The sequence below is a fragment of the Brevibacillus laterosporus LMG 15441 genome, from assembly GCF_000219535.2.
Taxonomy (GTDB): Bacteria; Bacillota; Bacilli; order Brevibacillales; family Brevibacillaceae; genus Brevibacillus_B; species Brevibacillus_B halotolerans.
This window is the reverse complement of record NZ_CP007806.1, coordinates 1,600,153-1,616,380: the sequence shown is the minus strand read 5'-3', so window position 1 is coordinate 1,616,380 and position 16,228 is coordinate 1,600,153. Positions and strand designations below refer to the sequence as shown.

The window sequence follows — 16,228 nt, the reverse complement described above, 5'->3', positions numbered from 1 at the left end:
ATGCCCCCTTCTCCTCAGGCAAAAATTGAGGTAAATAATGTCACCCATCTATACGTAACACCACGCAATGCATTTATGGCAGTAAACAACATTTCCTTGCATGTGGAGGAAGGTGAGTTCGTCTGTTTAGTAGGCCCTAGTGGTTGCGGAAAAACCACCTTGCTTTCACTCATAGCAGGACTCGAAAAGCCTACAGCAGGTCAAATATACGTAGACGGGAGTCAGCTAACAGGAACGACTCGTAAGGTTGGCTATATGCTTCAGCAGGATTACTTATTTAACTGGCGCACCATAGAAGAGAATGTGTTTCTGGGATTAGAAGTGCAGGGAATCCGCAGCAAAGCAAATGAAGAATACGCATTGCATTTACTGGAAGAAATGGAGCTGATTCATTTTCGCAAAGCTTCTCCACAGCAATTGTCTGGCGGAATGAGACAGCGTGTAGCCTTGGTCCGAACGCTTGCCTGTCAACCAGAAATCCTACTTCTCGATGAACCCTTCTCCGCTCTGGATCATCAGACGAAGCTTAAGCTGGAAGACCTTATTATCAAAACCTTGCGTCGTCACAAAAAAACTGCTATTTTAGTCACCCATGATTTACAAGAAGCTGTAGCTATGGGGGACCGAATCTACATATTAGATCGAAATCCGGGACGCATTCGTTCAGAAATGAAGATACCAGAGTTAATCCGTCAGGCGTTGCCGTTCCAAGCTCGACAATTGACTGGCTTCTCCGATCTGTATAACCACGTGTGGAGAGAGATGGAGGGAAGTTCTGATGGAGCAAATTAACATTGATCATATTCATCAGCAGTATAAACATGGCGTCACACGTACAAAATGGTTAGTTTTTCTCACCCAGCTTCTCATCTTATTTGTTTTTTTAGGCACATGGGAATTGGCTGCTTTCTTCAAATGGATTGATGTCCTATTGTTTAGCTCACCTAGCCGAATCTGGAGTTTGTTTATCGAAAAGATGGCTGATATGAGCTTGTTGATGCATACCAGCGTAACCGTCCTTGAAACGATCATTGGCTTCTTACTCGGAACTCTCCTTGGTACCTTACTGGCTATTATGATTTGGTGGTCCCCATTTTTATCGCGCGTGCTAGAGCCCTATTTAATTATCGCAAATAGCATGCCTAAAGTAGCATTGGGTCCTCTGTTCATTGTAGGTTTAGGTCCCGGAGTCATCTCCATAATTGCCACGACCCTCTCCGTTTCGATTATTATTACCGCCATCACGATCTATTCCGGCTTCCGTGAGGTTAATCCTAACTATCTGAAGGTCATGCAGACCTTTGGTGCAAGCAAAAGTCAGATGTTTGCCAAGGTGATATTTCCTGCCACAATGCCAACGATTATTTCATCCTTAAAGGTAAATGTCGGACTTTCTTGGATAGGTGTTGTTGTTGGAGAATTTCTAGTTGCTCAAAAAGGCTTAGGCTATCTCATTATTTATGGCTTTCAGGTATTTAATTTTTCCCTGGTCATGGTGTCTCTCTTTGTCATTGCTCTCGTCGCGGCTTTGATGTACCAAGGTGTCAGTTACCTAGAGAAGAGGCTTACCAGCCAGTTTAAATAGATAGCAATGCCAAAAAGTTGCTCCTATTCGGGGCGGCTTTTTCCTTTCAGCCATCTTAAAAAATTACAATGCACACTTCTTATATTTACAAATCTATAAAAATAGATATAATGATCTCTATGGAACCTTCATTGATTTATAAAGCACTGACTAACGAGACTCGTCGACAAATCTTACTATGGTTAAAAAATCCAGGGGAATTCTTTGATGAAAGACCTTATTTACAACAAGGACTGAGTTTTCAAATTGGTGTATGTGTGGGCGATATCCAAACAAAATCTGGTTTAGCCCAATCAGTCATTTCTAGTTACTTGTTAACCATGCAAAAAGCTGGGTTGTTGGAATCAGAACGAATCGGAAAATGGACGTATTATCGACGAAACGAAAAGACCATTCGGGAATTTGCCGAGTATGTCCAACAAGAACTATAAAAGGAAAGGAGGCTTTTCTTTTTTACCTTTAACATCTATATATATAGATATATAGTTTTTTGTATGTAAAATGACCGATACAAATAAGAATGGAGATTTATTTACATGAAAAAGCTTAACCCTCTTCTTATCATGATGCTAGCTTTAGGTGTATTTGGTATTATTACCACTGAAATGGGGATTGTAGGGGTTCTCCCTCAGATCACACAAAAATTTAACATAACAACTTCACAAGCTGGACTACTTGTAAGTATCTTTGCTTTAGTCGTTGCTATTTCAGGTCCATTTCTGACATTGCTTGCTTCTGGCATCAATCGAAAAGTAATTCTGTTAACCGCAGTCCTTATGTTCATGATTTCAAATATGGTTTACGCTTATACAACTAGTTTCAAGATGATGCTAGCTTTCCGTATTCTGCCTGCTATTTTTCATCCCATCTTTTTTTCAGTGGCTCTCGTAACTGCTGCCAAACTTGTCCCTTTAGAAAAAAGCGGGCATGCAATTACAAAGGTTTTTGCTGGGATAACTGTCGGATTTGCCTTTGGTATACCTTTAACTTCTTTTCTCGCCGAGCAGTTCTCGTTAGAGGCCGCTTTTCTGCTTGGGGCTATTGTAAGCGCGATTGCTTTTGCAGGAATTTTTTTTTGGCTCCCCTCCATGCCTGTTAAAGAAAAGATGTCTTATGGAAAGCAGATTAGCATATTACGTAAACCAGGACTATGGGTAAATATCGCCACAGTTATATGCATCTTTGCAGCTATGTTTACTGTATATAGCTATTTTGCTGAATATCTGGGGCAGGTAACACACATGAACGGCTCATGGATTAGTTTCATGTTGATGCTGTTTGGCCTCATTATGATTTTTGGCAATTTTTTATTCGGGTCTTCCTTACAAAAAAACATGAGGAAGACAGTGATATCGTTTCCTCTTCTCTATATAGTAATTTACGTACTTGCTTACTATTTTGGTTCTTCTTTCATTCCAATGGCGGCTGTCGTATTCTTTTGGGGAATCATACATTCTGGAGGGCTAATCGTCAGCCAAACATGGCTCATGACTGAGGCAAAAGAATCTCCTGAATTTGGCAACAGTTTATTTGTCTCATTCTCCAATCTTGGAATTACGTTGGGAACTTCTATTGGTGGCTGGTTTATCTCTCAACTGGGCATACATCAGCTCATTTGGAGCGGAATTACATTTGCCTTGCTTGCTTTCTTCTTCATCATGATAAAAATAAAGATATTGAGTTCTGCTACAGAGGAAATAGATGTGGCAAGCCCACCTCACCCAATGAAAAACTGATTTTTTGGTATACAAAAAACATTGTAACTATTGATATAATAAAAACTTCAACTCTAGTAAAAAAGGAGATACTACTATGATGGGTACAAAGGTAATGACGTTTGCTTTAGTTGGGGGAAGTATCGGCTTTTTCTTGGACGGTGTGATGGTTGGGGCACTTGTGGGAGTGTTGATGTACATATCTATTCAACTTGAGGAATACCTAAAGCAACGGAATTAAAAAACTTTGTTCATCGTACATCCTACCTGCATAAAAATAAGCAACCGGGCACAACCGTGTTAATGGATGCCCGGCTGCTTGCCGGTATAGATTCTAGTAAGCTTCATAATACGATATAAGTAGCTTATAATGTTTTCGTAAAATCTACTAGGGACTGCGACATTTTATTAATCTCATCCATTGATGAGTTTACTTGCTCTGTCAAGGCCGCCTGTGTCTGTGTAAGAGTACTCATTTTTCCAATATGCAATAGAATGGTTTCAATGAGTTCCTTCATTTCATTCAAACTGCTTTCAATGTTTACAGTAGCATTTGCGCTATGTACAGCTAGCTTTCTTACCTCGTCTGCGACAATCCCAAAACCTCGCCCCTGCTCACCTGCACGTGCTGCTTCGATGGCTGCATTTAAGCCTAACAAATTCGTCTGCTCGGCAATTTCTTTAATAAAATTTGAAATATTTTTGGTTTCATCTGCACTGCCCTTCGCTTGATTGGCCGCTTCAGTTGATTGATCCTGCGCAATAGCAAGCTCCTGAGCTTGATTCGTTATTGAATTAACACCTTTCACCATATCGCTAATCGAGTCTGACAGATGCTTCATTTGAGAGGTCATTTCACGTACGACCTGCTCTTTATTTTTCTCAAGGGTAATATCCCGTATGGTCCCAGCTACTCGCAATGGAATACCAGTGCGACTTCGAATCGTTTCACCACTAGCATGATACCAACGATATTCACCATTTTTTAAGCGTAGTCGATAATCAATATCAAATGGAGTTTTCCCGCTATAATCATTCAAGTGATTAGCAAAGGCTTCTAATGTTCGTTTTTCATCCTCTGGGTGAAGTCTGCTGCTCCAGCTACTCATCACATTTGGGAAATCTGTTTCATCTTTAAATCCAAGAGCTCTTCGAAATTGAGGCGACCACCAAAATTCATTATTGGGATTAATGACATCGCCCTCAACAACGGTCATATCCCAAGGAGCTTCCACTAGAACACGATTGATAAGATCATACCGTTCTACCAAGGATTCTAATTCTTGTTCTTTCATTTTCTTATCGTGTATATCGAATAAGGCACCTGCGACCCGTAAAGGAACGCCATTAGCATCTCGAACCGTTGCCCCAGTAGCTCGGAACCAGCGATATTCACCGTTTTTTAATAATAAACGATACTCCACATCATAAGGAGTCTTTCCTGAGTGATCCAATAGATGCTTTTCAAAAGCTTCTAGAACCTCATCATGATCATCTGGATGCAGTTTTGATGCCCAGCTATGAAGCACGTTAGGAAAATCAGTTTCATCCCGATAGCCCAGCATTTTGCGGAATTCATTCGTCCAGGTAAACGTATTCTGAGGATTTACAGGATCACCGGCTACCACATTCATATCCCATAAGCCCACTTCAATGGCTTCCGTTACTAATTCAAGTCGAACGGCTACATTTTCTCTAAAGCTTTGCATCGTTCTTAGAATCGCATTCAGATTTTCAGCAAATTCCTTTGCTTCTGGGTTATCTGTAGACGGATGAAACTCAGTGGAAAAGTCATTCATTTCAACCATTTTGCGTAATTTCCGGCTTTCCTCTACGAATGCAGTAAGCTCGTTAGCTTGTACTGACTTAAAAAACATAGATCATCTCCCCTTTTCCAGTTATATAGAATCCTCAGTACTCAAACCTAACCAAACCTGTCCACTCTATGAATCTTTTCTACATGATTCATTTGGCTCATTATGGCGAACAAGGCGTAAAAAGCTCTTATGCTTTGGCAAGAGCTTTTTCTGATCATTTATAATTCATCTTCAGGTTAATCAATCAATTGCTAGATTGATAACGTTACCCTTTCCACCATGGGATTGAAAGATAACAGGTTTGAAAAGGTACGCTTATTATACAAATTCCGTCAATATACGACAATGATCAAAATGCATCAAATCGTTTACTTTTGCATCTCTACCTGTAACGTTCACAAGTGCTAGAGCATAAAAAAATAACCCTGAATGAACGTCAGAGTCATTTTTTGTTAGATGGGTATGTTTTCATGTATTTCTTTGAGGAAATAACTCACTGGCTTCTTTCGGCCTAGTTTTCTATTATTTTAACATCCTTAGGTAAATCAAGAGTAGAGTCTTTTTCATGAAATTGTGGATGAAAATCAACCTTAGTTACGATATACTCGGAAATTTGTTTGTTATTTGCATTGGTAATAGACTTTAGCTTTAGACCGGTTTCCTTATCGATCCAGAGTTCGTTCGTAGTAATACTAGATTGGTTGTTTCTTACTGTCTCTTGTTTTTTAGTGATGTTAGATCACAAAAAAAGTCACCCTCGTCCCTTGGATGACCCTTCCTAAGTAATGATGTTGTTTTTACGTAAGAAAGCTTTTAAACGGCACTAGCTATTGCAAAAGCTGTTTTTCACGTATTCTAATCATGTTCCTTGCAAATAAAATGACAATCGCAAATCCTGTAGCTCCTACTCCAAATGTCAAAACAAATTGTTCCCCTTGATACAAGAAGCTACCGATAATCGGCCCTACCGCCATGCCGACATAACGAATAAAATTGTAGAAGCCAATCGCTGTTGCTCGCTCTGCTACAAAGAGCTCCGTTAGCAGCGTACTTTGGATTGGCATGGCATAACCGCCGCTAAAACCGTATAAAGATAAGCTAAACAAGAGCCATCCTATAGAAATATTTGCGGTTAGTGTAAAAATGACGACCGCTATCAGATGTAAAAAGCAAGTGAACACCAATCTTTTTTCAGTTCTTTCCTGCTGTTTCTTTTTCAATCTCCCACTTACAAAGCTCCCTGCCATCAAGCATAGGGACAATGGTAAAAAAGCAAGCCCTGTTTGCTGAGCAGATAACCCATATGTGTTCTGGAGCACATGTGGTAAAAACACCAATACACTGTAAAACAAATAAAACTGAGCAAAGCCAAGCAACAGTACTAGCCGCCCAATCGGGTGAACAAGTACTTTTCCATAAGCCTGTAGTTGAAATGTTCGTACGATTCCTTTTGTTGGCTTCGTTTCTGGTACAAAGACTAAGCTAGCGAGAAACATAACGAAACCCGTTACACTTAAAAAGGTGAAAATACCCGTAAATCCACCCTGTCCTCCAATAAATCCGCCTAATAACGGCCCGATTACCGATGCTAGGGACAGAAGCATCTGATAGCTGCTCATAGCTTTAGCTCTATGCGATCCTTCAAATATATCCCCAATGACCGTAGCCGCTATCACAGGAATTGCGGCTACTCCGATTCCCTGTAATACACGATAGAATAAAAACCCAAATATGCTTTCGGCATAGGCGCATCCCACAGAAGCTATCACATAGAGAAGCAGACTAGGGAGCAACACAGCCCTGCGTCCGATACTATCAATAAGGGGGCCATACACGATTTGCATGACAGCTAGAGCGATGGTGAACACAGAAATGCTTAGATTGATTAAGTACGGTGATGTATGTAATTGCTCCTGCATTTGCTGTAAGATCGGCGTGTAGATGTTTTGAGACAGCGATCCTACTAACGCGCTGATGGCTAATGTATACAAAATCACTTTTGTCTTCATTCTCTCTTTCCTCCTAACCAATTCACAATTCCCTATTCTGTCTGCTTGTTTTTATGTTCAGCAATGGCATCGCTGAGCAAACGATCAATAAAAGCAAGTTCAGAGCTGGAGTATTTTTGTAAAAACCTCTCGATTCGCCTCTCTGCCTGTTCATGTAACTCCTCATGTAAACGAAAAATTTCATCACCCATCGGTGTTAACTGAAAATGTACCTCTTTTTGATTATCAGCTCTTTGTTTTTTTACTAGATAACCTCTTTGCAAAAGCTTCGTACTAATCTTAGAAATCGCTCCACGAGTCATATCCATCTCTTGTGAAATAGCTGTTACATTTACTTGACCCTGTTTTCCTATACAAGCGATTACATGCAGTTCAGATAAAGTCAGCTCTCCTGTCAGCCTGTCTAAATCTCGAATCGAGTTCAATAAGCCAGTACGACTTTGCTTCAGGTTTTCTTCATGTTGATGCAGTAGCTTTTGCAGCTTCCCAACAATTTGTTGTGTAATCATGTATCCACTTCTCCTTTCTTTTTTGTTTCCTAGGAAACAAATTAAGTATATCCTGCCCTATTTCAAATCACAAGCTTATGCAAATCTACTTATAAACTTTTACCTTCCCTTTACAAATTACAAAAAAACATTCCATCGCCACACGCTGGTGGTACATGGAATGTTGATATTGCTATCGCTATCGTCTGGCCTCTTATTTCGCCCCTACTTGAATACTCGATACCCATTGATCTAATGCTCGGCGTTCTTTAGCTTTCGGTACCTGCTGTGGATAGCCTAAATGAAGAGAACCTACAATTTTTTGGTTAGAACGAAAACCGATTTCCTTTGTAAATTCTGCGTCAAAAATATAAGGATTGGTCCGCCATACAGCCCCAATGTTCTGCTCCCAGCATAGCAATTGGATGTTTTGAATAAAGGCACACGTAGCCCCAACTGCTTCAAAATCCTTTTTCTCATGATCAAATACATCTGTTGCTATCAGCATGGAAATCGGTGTACCTTCAAAGTATTCTCGATATGACTCTCTCACCTTTTCCTTTTTCTCATCCGTATGAGATTCAAAAATCCCAATTCGTTCGTAGCTATTAAAGACACATTGGAAAAAAAACTTTTTTTCTTGCTCAGTGGAAGCAATTTTGACTGCCCAAGGCTCTACTTCGCTATGAAAAGGAGCATATGCTGCCTGCTCTAAAATTTTATAGATCGTCTCCAGCGGAATGGGAGTGTTTTCGGTTTGGCGTACAGTTCTTCTGGACGTAATGAGTGTTGCCAACGTCTGCATTGCTTCTGTCATGAGTATGTTCCTCCTCGATAGTTTATTGATCTGGATCTGATGGTATTGTGCCGTTTTTTATCTTTATACGTTGTAACAGGTAGCCTTTTCGTTAGCATTTATGTCTACATTTGTAGATTCATTTCACGAAAGATATGCCCATCATTAAAAATGATAATCATTATCAAATATTTACTTGCATTTTATCACCTTTTTGTTCTAGTTACTAGAGGATATTGTCAATAAACTGTTTATACTCCGAACACCGTTACAAACAAAAAACAAGACCCCATCTTCCGAAAAGGAAAATAGCGCCTTGTGTCTATTTTATACGTGTCTTTTGCTAATTACCAAATTTTCCACCAAGACTTCTTCGTTTCTCCATTGGTGGCTACTGGATTTTTCTCTTCGGCTTGGTGTGCTTCCAGAAGTTCCTGTGGCAATTTGTCCACATATTCTTGTACCGCTGGCTTAAATTCTTCACGCGTATGTTCTACTAATTCTTTTAAGACATCAATCGCTTTTTTTGTCTCATCTGTTTGTAACAGCGCATTGATATAGTTAAAGCCTGCATATGGACGTTCAAAGCTTGGTTTCCAATATTGCTCGCTAATCTGGATAAGCTGATAAACGTACCCTGCCTGTCCAAGTTCCCCTGTCACGTTCATGACAATTTCTTCATGACCGTTTACTTTCTCTAGCGTCTCTTTAAACATATTCATAGCCGTCAACAGGTCGCCTTCCTTTAAAGCGACTAGGGCTAACACATAATGCGGACGCCATGCACCTTCGCGATTACCAAGCTCGGTTAAATATTGATATAGCTCCTCTTTCTTACCTGCTTCCATAAAGGAGGTAGTCAGCCATTCTAATGCATTGTCTTGGTTTGGATCAATAAGCAATGACTTTTGCAAAAGTAATCCTGCCGTATGCTCCTCGCCTCCATGAGCATACAGGCGAGCTAGATTAAGATGAGCGGTAGCTGATTCTGGGTATTGATCAATCGTTTCGTGCAATAGCTTCTGAGCCTGTGGAAATTCCCCTATTTGCATATGTACAATGGAACGGAATATCATTGCTGGTTCAATTGGACCGTATAACTCCAATAAGCGATCCGCTGCTTTAGAAGCCTGCTCAGGAAACTCCTGACGCACCAGCTCCATCGCGAACTCTCGTAATTTTTCATTCTCATTCCAGTAAAGCTCCATATACTTCGGAATTATTGTATTTTGAAAATCCTCACGGGATAACTGCATACTCTGTCCATCTTCATTTTGAAATTCGATAAAATCTGACATGGCTAAAAGGCCTCTCTTTCCATGGCGATATGAGCTTCGTCACCTAGTTTTTAAAAAATCGATCTCTTCTCTAACAGATTTCTTGTTATCACCCTGCAATTCCTGCAATGAAGGCAGAGAAAATACAAAATGACCTCCCCAAGCCGCCTTTTCATTAGGCCCTACAGGGAAATCATTCTGATCGTTACCTATATCCAAGCTTTCATATTTACCTTACGAATAAATTCCTCAGGTGATTCCTTTGTCGCACCTTGTTCAGGCTCTTCATCAGCAAGACCTACTACTTTTCGAAACAAAGCTTCATTTTTGGTAGCCAAGGCAAAGTCAAGCAAAGCTTCTTGCTGCGCTCGCTCAGCTGCTTCCGCCCAAATGGTCTCTTCTAAAGCAATATCTTTATCCGTTACAGGAAAATGCCGATCATATTTTGGGACACGAATCAACCAGTCAAAAGCCGAATCCGGGTTGCGATCGCGGCCAATAAGATAGGCATGTTCTCCGATTGGCAACGATTGTTCAAAGGAATCTGCTGTGATAATTACCCGTTGTCCAAGTGTAAACATAGACACGAGCCCCCTTTTCCAACAGCTATTGTACTATCTATCTTACTCATTTCGTGTAGAATTGGAAAGAGAAAATCCTTGATTAGGCAATTCAGTATAGGTAATTGGTGCGAGTTTGGGTAGCTTCGGCCTATTCCTCCTCTTAAAAAAACGGAATATTTGTTGTACAATGAAAATATTAGATCGATAGTTAAATTACGGATAGTAAGAAGCATAACGATAACGAGGTGTAGCTTGTGAACGGATTGTTTTCCTGGTTTATTGTCGGTTGGACTATTGTGCTAGTTGGTCTGTTTGCCATTGGTGGCTATTTTATGTTCCGAAAATTTCTAAAATCAATGCCTAAGCAGGATGGCAAATCGGAATTAGATTGGCAAGATCACTTTATTGATCAGACTAGTCATATGTGGGATGACGATAGCCTTCAGCTTTTAAACGAACTAGTTAGCCCTGTGCCTGAGTTGTTCCGTCCCGTTGCGAGACGTACCATTGCTGCTAAAATTGGACAGTTGGCACTAGATGAAAAAGCTGAGCATATGACAACAGAGCTAATCATTCGCGGATATATCATCGCAACGCCAAAACGTGATCATAAATTTTTGATTGCCCATTTAAAAGAAAAAGAAATTGACTTTACACCTTTTCAAAAATATTTACAAGCCTGAAACTTCCCTGCTCCTATTTCGTATATATTACTAACCGACTTAAAGGGGAGACCAAGATGAAATTTTTACTCATTTTAGCGATGTTAGCTTTGATTCCAATTGTATTGATTGCCGTAGTGGCACTTGTTATAGCAGGGAAAGCGAGTCGGTTTATCCAAGGACTAAAAAATGGCAATAGCTCTCATGTTTATTCCAGTACTGTGTCGCATAAAAACGGGCCTTTTCAGAACAAGCCTCGCGAACATTCCATTTCAGATGATGACGATGTCGTCTTCCTTGGTAAACGTCAATAACAGAATGAACACCGTTATAGATAACAAATTAAAACCCTTCTGCTTATCCCGTCTTAAAAATGGCTGGGCATCAGAAGGGTTTTCGTATGGAATTTTAATAGCGTATGTTATATGAAAAATCAATTCTTTACAAGAACGTTATTTAAAATCTTCTAACACCTGCTCCAACTGTCTCTCCGCAAGAGATTCCATCCGCACATCATACTCTGCAAAAATATGCTTACGAGATAGCTCATGCGGTGTAATCATACAGTACATTCCAGCCGCTTTGGCAGCTTTCGCTCCGGTGACTGAATCCTCCACGGCAATTGCTTCATACGGTCTTACTCCTAGGCACTCAAGCGTTTTTGTGTAAAGCTCTGGGTCAGGTTTGACCTGCAGCACATCATCCTTGGTTAAGACACAAGAAAAATAATCCCGTATACCATATTTCTTTAGGTGAGGGTCGACCCAGGAACGGGGAGAGCTAGAGGCAAGACCAATTTTTAACCCTAGATTACGCGCTGCTTCTAAATAATCCCGTACACCTGGGCGCAAATCTGTTGTCTGCAACAATTCTCTGTGACGATTCAGCCATTTATCTTCTGTTGCAACTCGGTCAATCGGAGTTTGAATCAGCTCTTCTAAATGAGAAAAAGGATCAAATACAAGCTCACTTCCCACCCCTTGTGACCATAGATCAACAGGAAGTATTACACCATAAGAATCATAGATTTCCTTAAATGATTGATATAATGTCCATTCCGTATCTAAGATGGTTCCGTCAAAATCAAACACTAGCGCTTTTATCATGGTATCCTCCTACCTGTTAATCTATCTAACCTATGAATGTAACAATCTCTAAAAAAACAAAAATGTTTTCTTGCTCTAAATCATATGTATTTCATGAAAACGGAAAGGTATGCCCCTCTATCCTCAATGTATCATTCTTTTCAAAGACGAAACAACTTTTAATCTGCTATAGTAGAAAAAAGGCAATAATTTCGAGCTTGTTTGGAAGGAAGGGATGAAATGTTACAGAGTAAGCTGCAAGATCCCATGGTGCAAGCTGATTGGCTTTATGAACACCTGAATGATCCTTCAATTGTAATACTAGACTGCCGTTTTATACTTGGACAACCAGATCTAGGGCGTGCAGAATACGATGCAGGGCATATTCCAGGGGCCGTCTACATCAGCTTGGAGTCAGACCTATCCGGCCAAAAAACAGAGCAGGGGCATGGTGGACGCCATCCATTGCCGAACATTGCCACTATGGAAGCTTTATTTTCCCGAATTGGTATTGACCAACATACAACCGTTGTCGCCTATGACGGGGATGATTTGGCAATGGCAGCACGCTTGTGGTGGATGTTACGCTACGTTGGACATGAGCGGGTATATGTACTGGATGGTGGTTATGCCGCATGGAACAGAGCTACTTATCCGACTAGTACAGAAATCCTGCATAGAAAGTCACGTTCCTTCACAGCTAATGTCCAATCAGATATGCTTCTTACCAAGAATGAAGTGGTCCAGCGGGAGTCTTCTACACCTCTTCTGGATTCTCGTGCCCCGGAGCGCTATCGTGGGGAAATGGAACCATTGGACCCTAAGGCGGGACACATTCCTGGAGCTAAGTGTTTCTTTTACAAATATACCCTGCAAGCAGACGGCACATTACAAACGAAAGAACAACTGCAAAATCATTTCGGTGAGTTATTACAGCAAGAACAAATTATCGTGTACTGTGGATCAGGTGTAACAGCATGCGTTAATCTTCTAGCGCTTATGAGAGCCGGTCGACCCGATGCCAAGCTGTACGGAGGAAGCTGGAGCGATTGGTCCTCCTATCCAGATAGCCCTGTGGCGACAGGAGATGAGTAATGAAAAGAAAGACCATCTAGTACGTTTAGATGGTCTTTTTCTAGTGATTTACCAACATTTTGATTGTGCATTTATATGGAATTATTGACTACGAAAAATACTGATCTGACACCGCTTATTTTTACGTATTTAAACCATGTAACGCTTCTAACGCTTCCTCTTCTGTTCGTTTGAAAAACACCTGTTTTCCTTTGTTGCATTCGTACATAAAGTCTTTCAAACTCTTGCTGTTATAGAAGTCAAATTCGCCAACCAGTGCAAGCTTCATTTTATAATTTGTGTACTTTTGTAGAATTTCACCTGCAAGACCTGTTTTTAAGTCAAAGAACTCCTCAGTTAGGTGTTCTTTTCTCAAAAGCATTTTCTCGCATCCATTATATCCTACGTTTGCTATTAAATCCAAAGCATCGTTTACATTCTGAATGATGATGCTGTCGCTTGATATCATGGCAACCTTTGAATTGCCTTTTTCATCCACCTTAATTTCCATATTGCACCTCTCTTCTATTCTCTCTCTTCTTGTTGTAACAATATACCACAATCCAGATGTGTAGAACGGGAATTTTACTATAAATTCTAAAGTAATAGATAATACTATTATCTTAATATTGCCCCTTCTAAACAGAAAGGAAAAGCCCCATTCAACGGGGCTTTTCCATCTTTATTTGTTCTATTAACGTTGATAGCCTGGGAATGCCCAGATTCCTGAAGTGCGTAATAAATCACGGTAAATCCCTAGCTTTTCATCCTTGGTTACTTGCTTTGCTTTTTCAGCAGATGCGTAATCCATATATACCATGTTTGTAAAGGTACGTTTATTTTCTTTTCCCATTAGGCGCGCATAGTGATCACTAGATGCTTGGAAGCCAGATAGAGCTCGACGCATATGTGTTGCATTTGTTACTAAGGTTGCATCAGTAATCTCCATGGTCTCTAAAATAGCCGTTGTGCATAATGCGTTTTCAACTGTATCAGATGCACTTTTTTCTAGAACAATTCGATTCTGATCTACTCCTTTTTCCAACAACCATTTGCTCATCGCTTCTGCTTCTGTATTACCATTTTTTGGCGAACCACCTGTAACGATAATTTTGGAATGAGGATATTTTTTTGCAATAGCTAATCCAGCTTGCAAACGTTCAATTAATGGTTGTTTCATAGAGCCATTATCTTCAAGTGCAAAGCCTAAAATAATAATCGCATGATTTTTTTGAGGCAGATTTTGAGGCACTGTGGTATTCAGTTCCGTTTTTAAATATCCATCTGCCGCTTGTAGCTTCGCTTGGAAAGCTGCTGCTCGCTGTGGATCAATCTTTTGTAATGCAGCCATGGATTTTTGATAGGTAGCCTCGTCGCCATTTACCTTCGAATAAACACCATACAATAGATTTGCCTCAAAATGATTAGGCTGGAAATTAACAATTTGCTTGTAGATGCCCACAGCCTCTTCTACTTTCTTCTGAAAAACCAAGGTTGAGGCCAAATAGAATTTTAACTCCATGTTAAATGGGTCTAAGGAGCTTGCTTCCTTCAGATTTTTTTCCATTAATGCAAATTTATCTTTTTGAGAGCTATTGCGAAACAGGTCAATTGTGGAATCAACCAGATGCTGGATTCGTTGTGCTGTTGTTTCGTTTTTTACAACAGGAGTTGTTTCTCCTTGAGCAAATGCGCTAGTGAGAGGAGAGACGGAGAGTGCCAGCGCTAATGAAAGGATCAGTTTGTTTTTGTGTCTTATCATGGTAGTTCCTCCTAATAGTTCTTGGCGATGTACGTTACCTATTGAGTCAAATAGGTACAGCTAGGTTATGTAAGCGCATTAAAAATTAACGAATAAAATAAAAAAGGCATAAGGCAAAAAAACGGAAGAATTGCTCCGTTCATTTGGCTTATGCCTAGTCTAACTAGTAACACGCCGTATGAATGGTATCGCTTACAAAAAACATGATACCACAGTCTACTTATACAAACAATTGTAGATAACGATTATTTTTTATCCAAAAGGTAAGAAAATGACTAACTTACTATAAATGTCAGGCATAAAATAAACGTTGGAACAGTAGCAGAAGAATGGGTAAAATCCCCCACCAACGAATGATGATTCTCCACCTACGCTGTAGTTTGTAAAAGCAAATCATTATCAGAATATTATGGAGGATGTAGATATGGTGAAAGTAATTTCAATTTTTCCTCAGTCATTGTATCATTTTTACATCTAAGAGCGCTCTTACCTTATTAATGATGAAAGGAACATGAAAATGGACATCAATCAAACATATTACCAGCGTGTAATTTTGACTAATCTGATTGACAAGGTTTCATTTCTAGCAAATAACGTAGCTGGCATGACGGTAAAGAATGCAGAAAATTACGTCAAAGTAGATTGTGGTCTTCCCGCAGATACGTTTAATATCATTGTATTACAGAATAATCGACTAAACCAATCGGAAGAAAAAGAATTAAAAAAAGATATACGCCACTTTCAAACTAAAAAGTTCCCCATGGCCTTTTGGTACTGGGAGGATGGCCAAGATTTGAGTCCTATACTGGAGGGTACTGGATTAGCAGAAGCCGAAATGAATGTGGCCATGCTCGCAAATGTAGACCAATTAGAGCCTGTTGTGTTGGCTCCCGAAGGCTTTGTCATAAGGCAAGTATCAACTGCTGAAGATATCAGAGTATTTGGCGAAGTACTTGCCTCTCTGTTTCATACGTCACAGGAATCATCCTCGGTACGCTCTTATTATGAACAGCTCTCCTCCTATCCACAATTATTTAGTGAAAAAATGAAGCTCTATCTTGGTGCATACAAAGAGGAGATTGTATCAATTGGTTCCCTGGTTTTCACCAAAGAGAGTGTTGGTATCTACGATATTGCTACAAGATCAGAATACAGGGGAAGAGGCTTGGGATCGGCAATGTTTAATTTTCTTGTCATGGAGGTCCAAAAACAAAAAATTCCTCTCTGTGTTCTCCAAGCCTCTCCTGATGGAATCAATATCTATAAAAGATCAGGATTTCAATCCGTCGGTCAGATAAAGGTTTTTGAAAATCGGCATTTAGTTGAGGAATAAACCTATATTGTTCCTCTCTCAAATCCCTTCTTGTAATTCATTTTTGGACTTTACACACGAAA

Annotated in this window: 18 protein-coding genes; 9 read left to right on the top strand and 9 right to left on the bottom strand. The window is 40.0% G+C overall.

Features of this window, described 5'->3' with window-relative positions:
* The 5 genes from BRLA_RS07510 to BRLA_RS24210 all read left to right on the top strand — a co-directional run bounded on the left by BRLA_RS07510 (position 1) and on the right by BRLA_RS24210 (position 3,541).
* Positions 1-792, top strand: a complete 792-nt coding sequence (locus tag BRLA_RS07510) for an ABC transporter ATP-binding protein (RefSeq protein ID WP_003338060.1) — start codon at positions 1-3, stop codon at positions 790-792.
* The gene (locus tag BRLA_RS07505; protein ID WP_003338061.1) at positions 779-1,585 is read left to right on the top strand and encodes an ABC transporter permease; all 807 of its coding nucleotides are present in this window, start codon (positions 779-781) and stop codon (positions 1,583-1,585) included. Before BRLA_RS07510 ends, BRLA_RS07505 begins: the two co-directional genes overlap by 14 nt.
* Positions 1,586-1,704: 119 nt before the next feature.
* Positions 1,705-2,016, top strand: coding sequence for an ArsR/SmtB family transcription factor (locus BRLA_RS07500; RefSeq protein WP_003343852.1), 312 nt, complete (start codon positions 1,705-1,707; stop codon positions 2,014-2,016).
* Between the two features lie 105 nt (positions 2,017-2,121).
* Positions 2,122-3,321, top strand: coding sequence for an MFS transporter (locus BRLA_RS07495; RefSeq protein ID WP_003338064.1), 1,200 nt, complete (start codon positions 2,122-2,124; stop codon positions 3,319-3,321).
* A gap of 76 nt (positions 3,322-3,397) precedes the next feature.
* Positions 3,398-3,541, top strand: coding sequence for a hypothetical protein (locus BRLA_RS24210; protein WP_003338065.1), 144 nt, complete (start codon positions 3,398-3,400; stop codon positions 3,539-3,541).
* A gap of 124 nt (positions 3,542-3,665) precedes the next feature.
* Here the strand turns inward: BRLA_RS24210 and BRLA_RS24950 are convergent, their stop codons facing one another.
* From BRLA_RS24950 to BRLA_RS07465, 6 genes are all read right to left on the bottom strand, one after another.
* Positions 3,666-5,177 (bottom strand): methyl-accepting chemotaxis protein, encoded by a 1,512-nt coding sequence (locus BRLA_RS24950; RefSeq protein WP_003338066.1) that lies wholly within the window; start codon positions 5,175-5,177, stop codon positions 3,666-3,668.
* A gap of 767 nt (positions 5,178-5,944) precedes the next feature.
* Positions 5,945-7,126: an MFS transporter gene (locus tag BRLA_RS07485; RefSeq protein ID WP_003338068.1), complete on the bottom strand. Its 1,182-nt coding sequence runs from the start codon at positions 7,124-7,126 to the stop codon at positions 5,945-5,947.
* A gap of 32 nt (positions 7,127-7,158) precedes the next feature.
* A complete protein-coding gene (locus tag BRLA_RS07480; RefSeq protein WP_003338069.1) occupies positions 7,159-7,635 on the bottom strand; it encodes a MarR family transcriptional regulator in 477 nt (158 codons plus the stop codon).
* A gap of 193 nt (positions 7,636-7,828) precedes the next feature.
* On the bottom strand, positions 7,829-8,431 hold the full coding sequence (locus BRLA_RS07475; RefSeq protein WP_003338071.1) for a nitroreductase family protein: 603 nt from the start codon (positions 8,429-8,431) through the stop codon (positions 7,829-7,831).
* 326 nt (positions 8,432-8,757) lie between these two features.
* Positions 8,758-9,708 carry a tetratricopeptide repeat protein gene (locus BRLA_RS07470; RefSeq protein ID WP_003338072.1) on the bottom strand — a complete coding sequence of 317 codons (951 nt, stop codon included), beginning with the start codon at positions 9,706-9,708 and terminating at the stop codon, positions 8,758-8,760.
* Positions 9,709-9,896: 188 nt separating this feature from the next.
* On the bottom strand, positions 9,897-10,268 hold the full coding sequence (locus BRLA_RS07465) for a hypothetical protein (protein ID WP_003338077.1): 372 nt from the start codon (positions 10,266-10,268) through the stop codon (positions 9,897-9,899).
* Between the two features lie 236 nt (positions 10,269-10,504).
* Here BRLA_RS07465 and BRLA_RS07460 point away from each other — a divergent pair, with 236 nt between their 5' ends.
* Both BRLA_RS07460 and BRLA_RS07455 read left to right on the top strand, forming a co-directional pair.
* Positions 10,505-10,933, top strand: a complete 429-nt coding sequence (locus BRLA_RS07460; protein ID WP_003338078.1) for a DUF2621 domain-containing protein — start codon at positions 10,505-10,507, stop codon at positions 10,931-10,933.
* A gap of 56 nt (positions 10,934-10,989) precedes the next feature.
* On the top strand, positions 10,990-11,226 hold the full coding sequence (locus tag BRLA_RS07455) for a hypothetical protein (RefSeq protein WP_003338079.1): 237 nt from the start codon (positions 10,990-10,992) through the stop codon (positions 11,224-11,226).
* Between the two features lie 138 nt (positions 11,227-11,364).
* Here the strand turns inward: BRLA_RS07455 and BRLA_RS07450 are convergent, their stop codons facing one another.
* Positions 11,365-12,018, bottom strand: a complete 654-nt coding sequence (locus BRLA_RS07450) for an HAD family hydrolase (protein WP_003338080.1) — start codon at positions 12,016-12,018, stop codon at positions 11,365-11,367.
* Between the two features lie 219 nt (positions 12,019-12,237).
* Here BRLA_RS07450 and BRLA_RS07445 point away from each other — a divergent pair, with 219 nt between their 5' ends.
* Positions 12,238-13,092: a sulfurtransferase gene (locus BRLA_RS07445; RefSeq protein ID WP_003338081.1), complete on the top strand. Its 855-nt coding sequence runs from the start codon at positions 12,238-12,240 to the stop codon at positions 13,090-13,092.
* A 121-nt stretch (positions 13,093-13,213) separates the two neighbouring features.
* On the opposite strand, the gene BRLA_RS07440 is transcribed toward BRLA_RS07445, so the two are convergent.
* Positions 13,214-13,582, bottom strand: a complete 369-nt coding sequence (locus tag BRLA_RS07440) for a DUF4180 domain-containing protein (protein ID WP_003338082.1) — start codon at positions 13,580-13,582, stop codon at positions 13,214-13,216.
* 183 nt (positions 13,583-13,765) lie between these two features.
* Positions 13,766-14,833: a YdcF family protein gene (locus BRLA_RS07435; RefSeq protein WP_003338083.1), complete on the bottom strand. Its 1,068-nt coding sequence runs from the start codon at positions 14,831-14,833 to the stop codon at positions 13,766-13,768.
* A gap of 517 nt (positions 14,834-15,350) precedes the next feature.
* Here BRLA_RS07435 and BRLA_RS07430 point away from each other — a divergent pair.
* The gene (locus BRLA_RS07430) at positions 15,351-16,166 is read left to right on the top strand and encodes a GNAT family N-acetyltransferase (RefSeq protein ID WP_003338085.1); all 816 of its coding nucleotides are present in this window, start codon (positions 15,351-15,353) and stop codon (positions 16,164-16,166) included.
* The last annotated feature ends 62 nt before the right edge of the window (positions 16,167-16,228 follow it).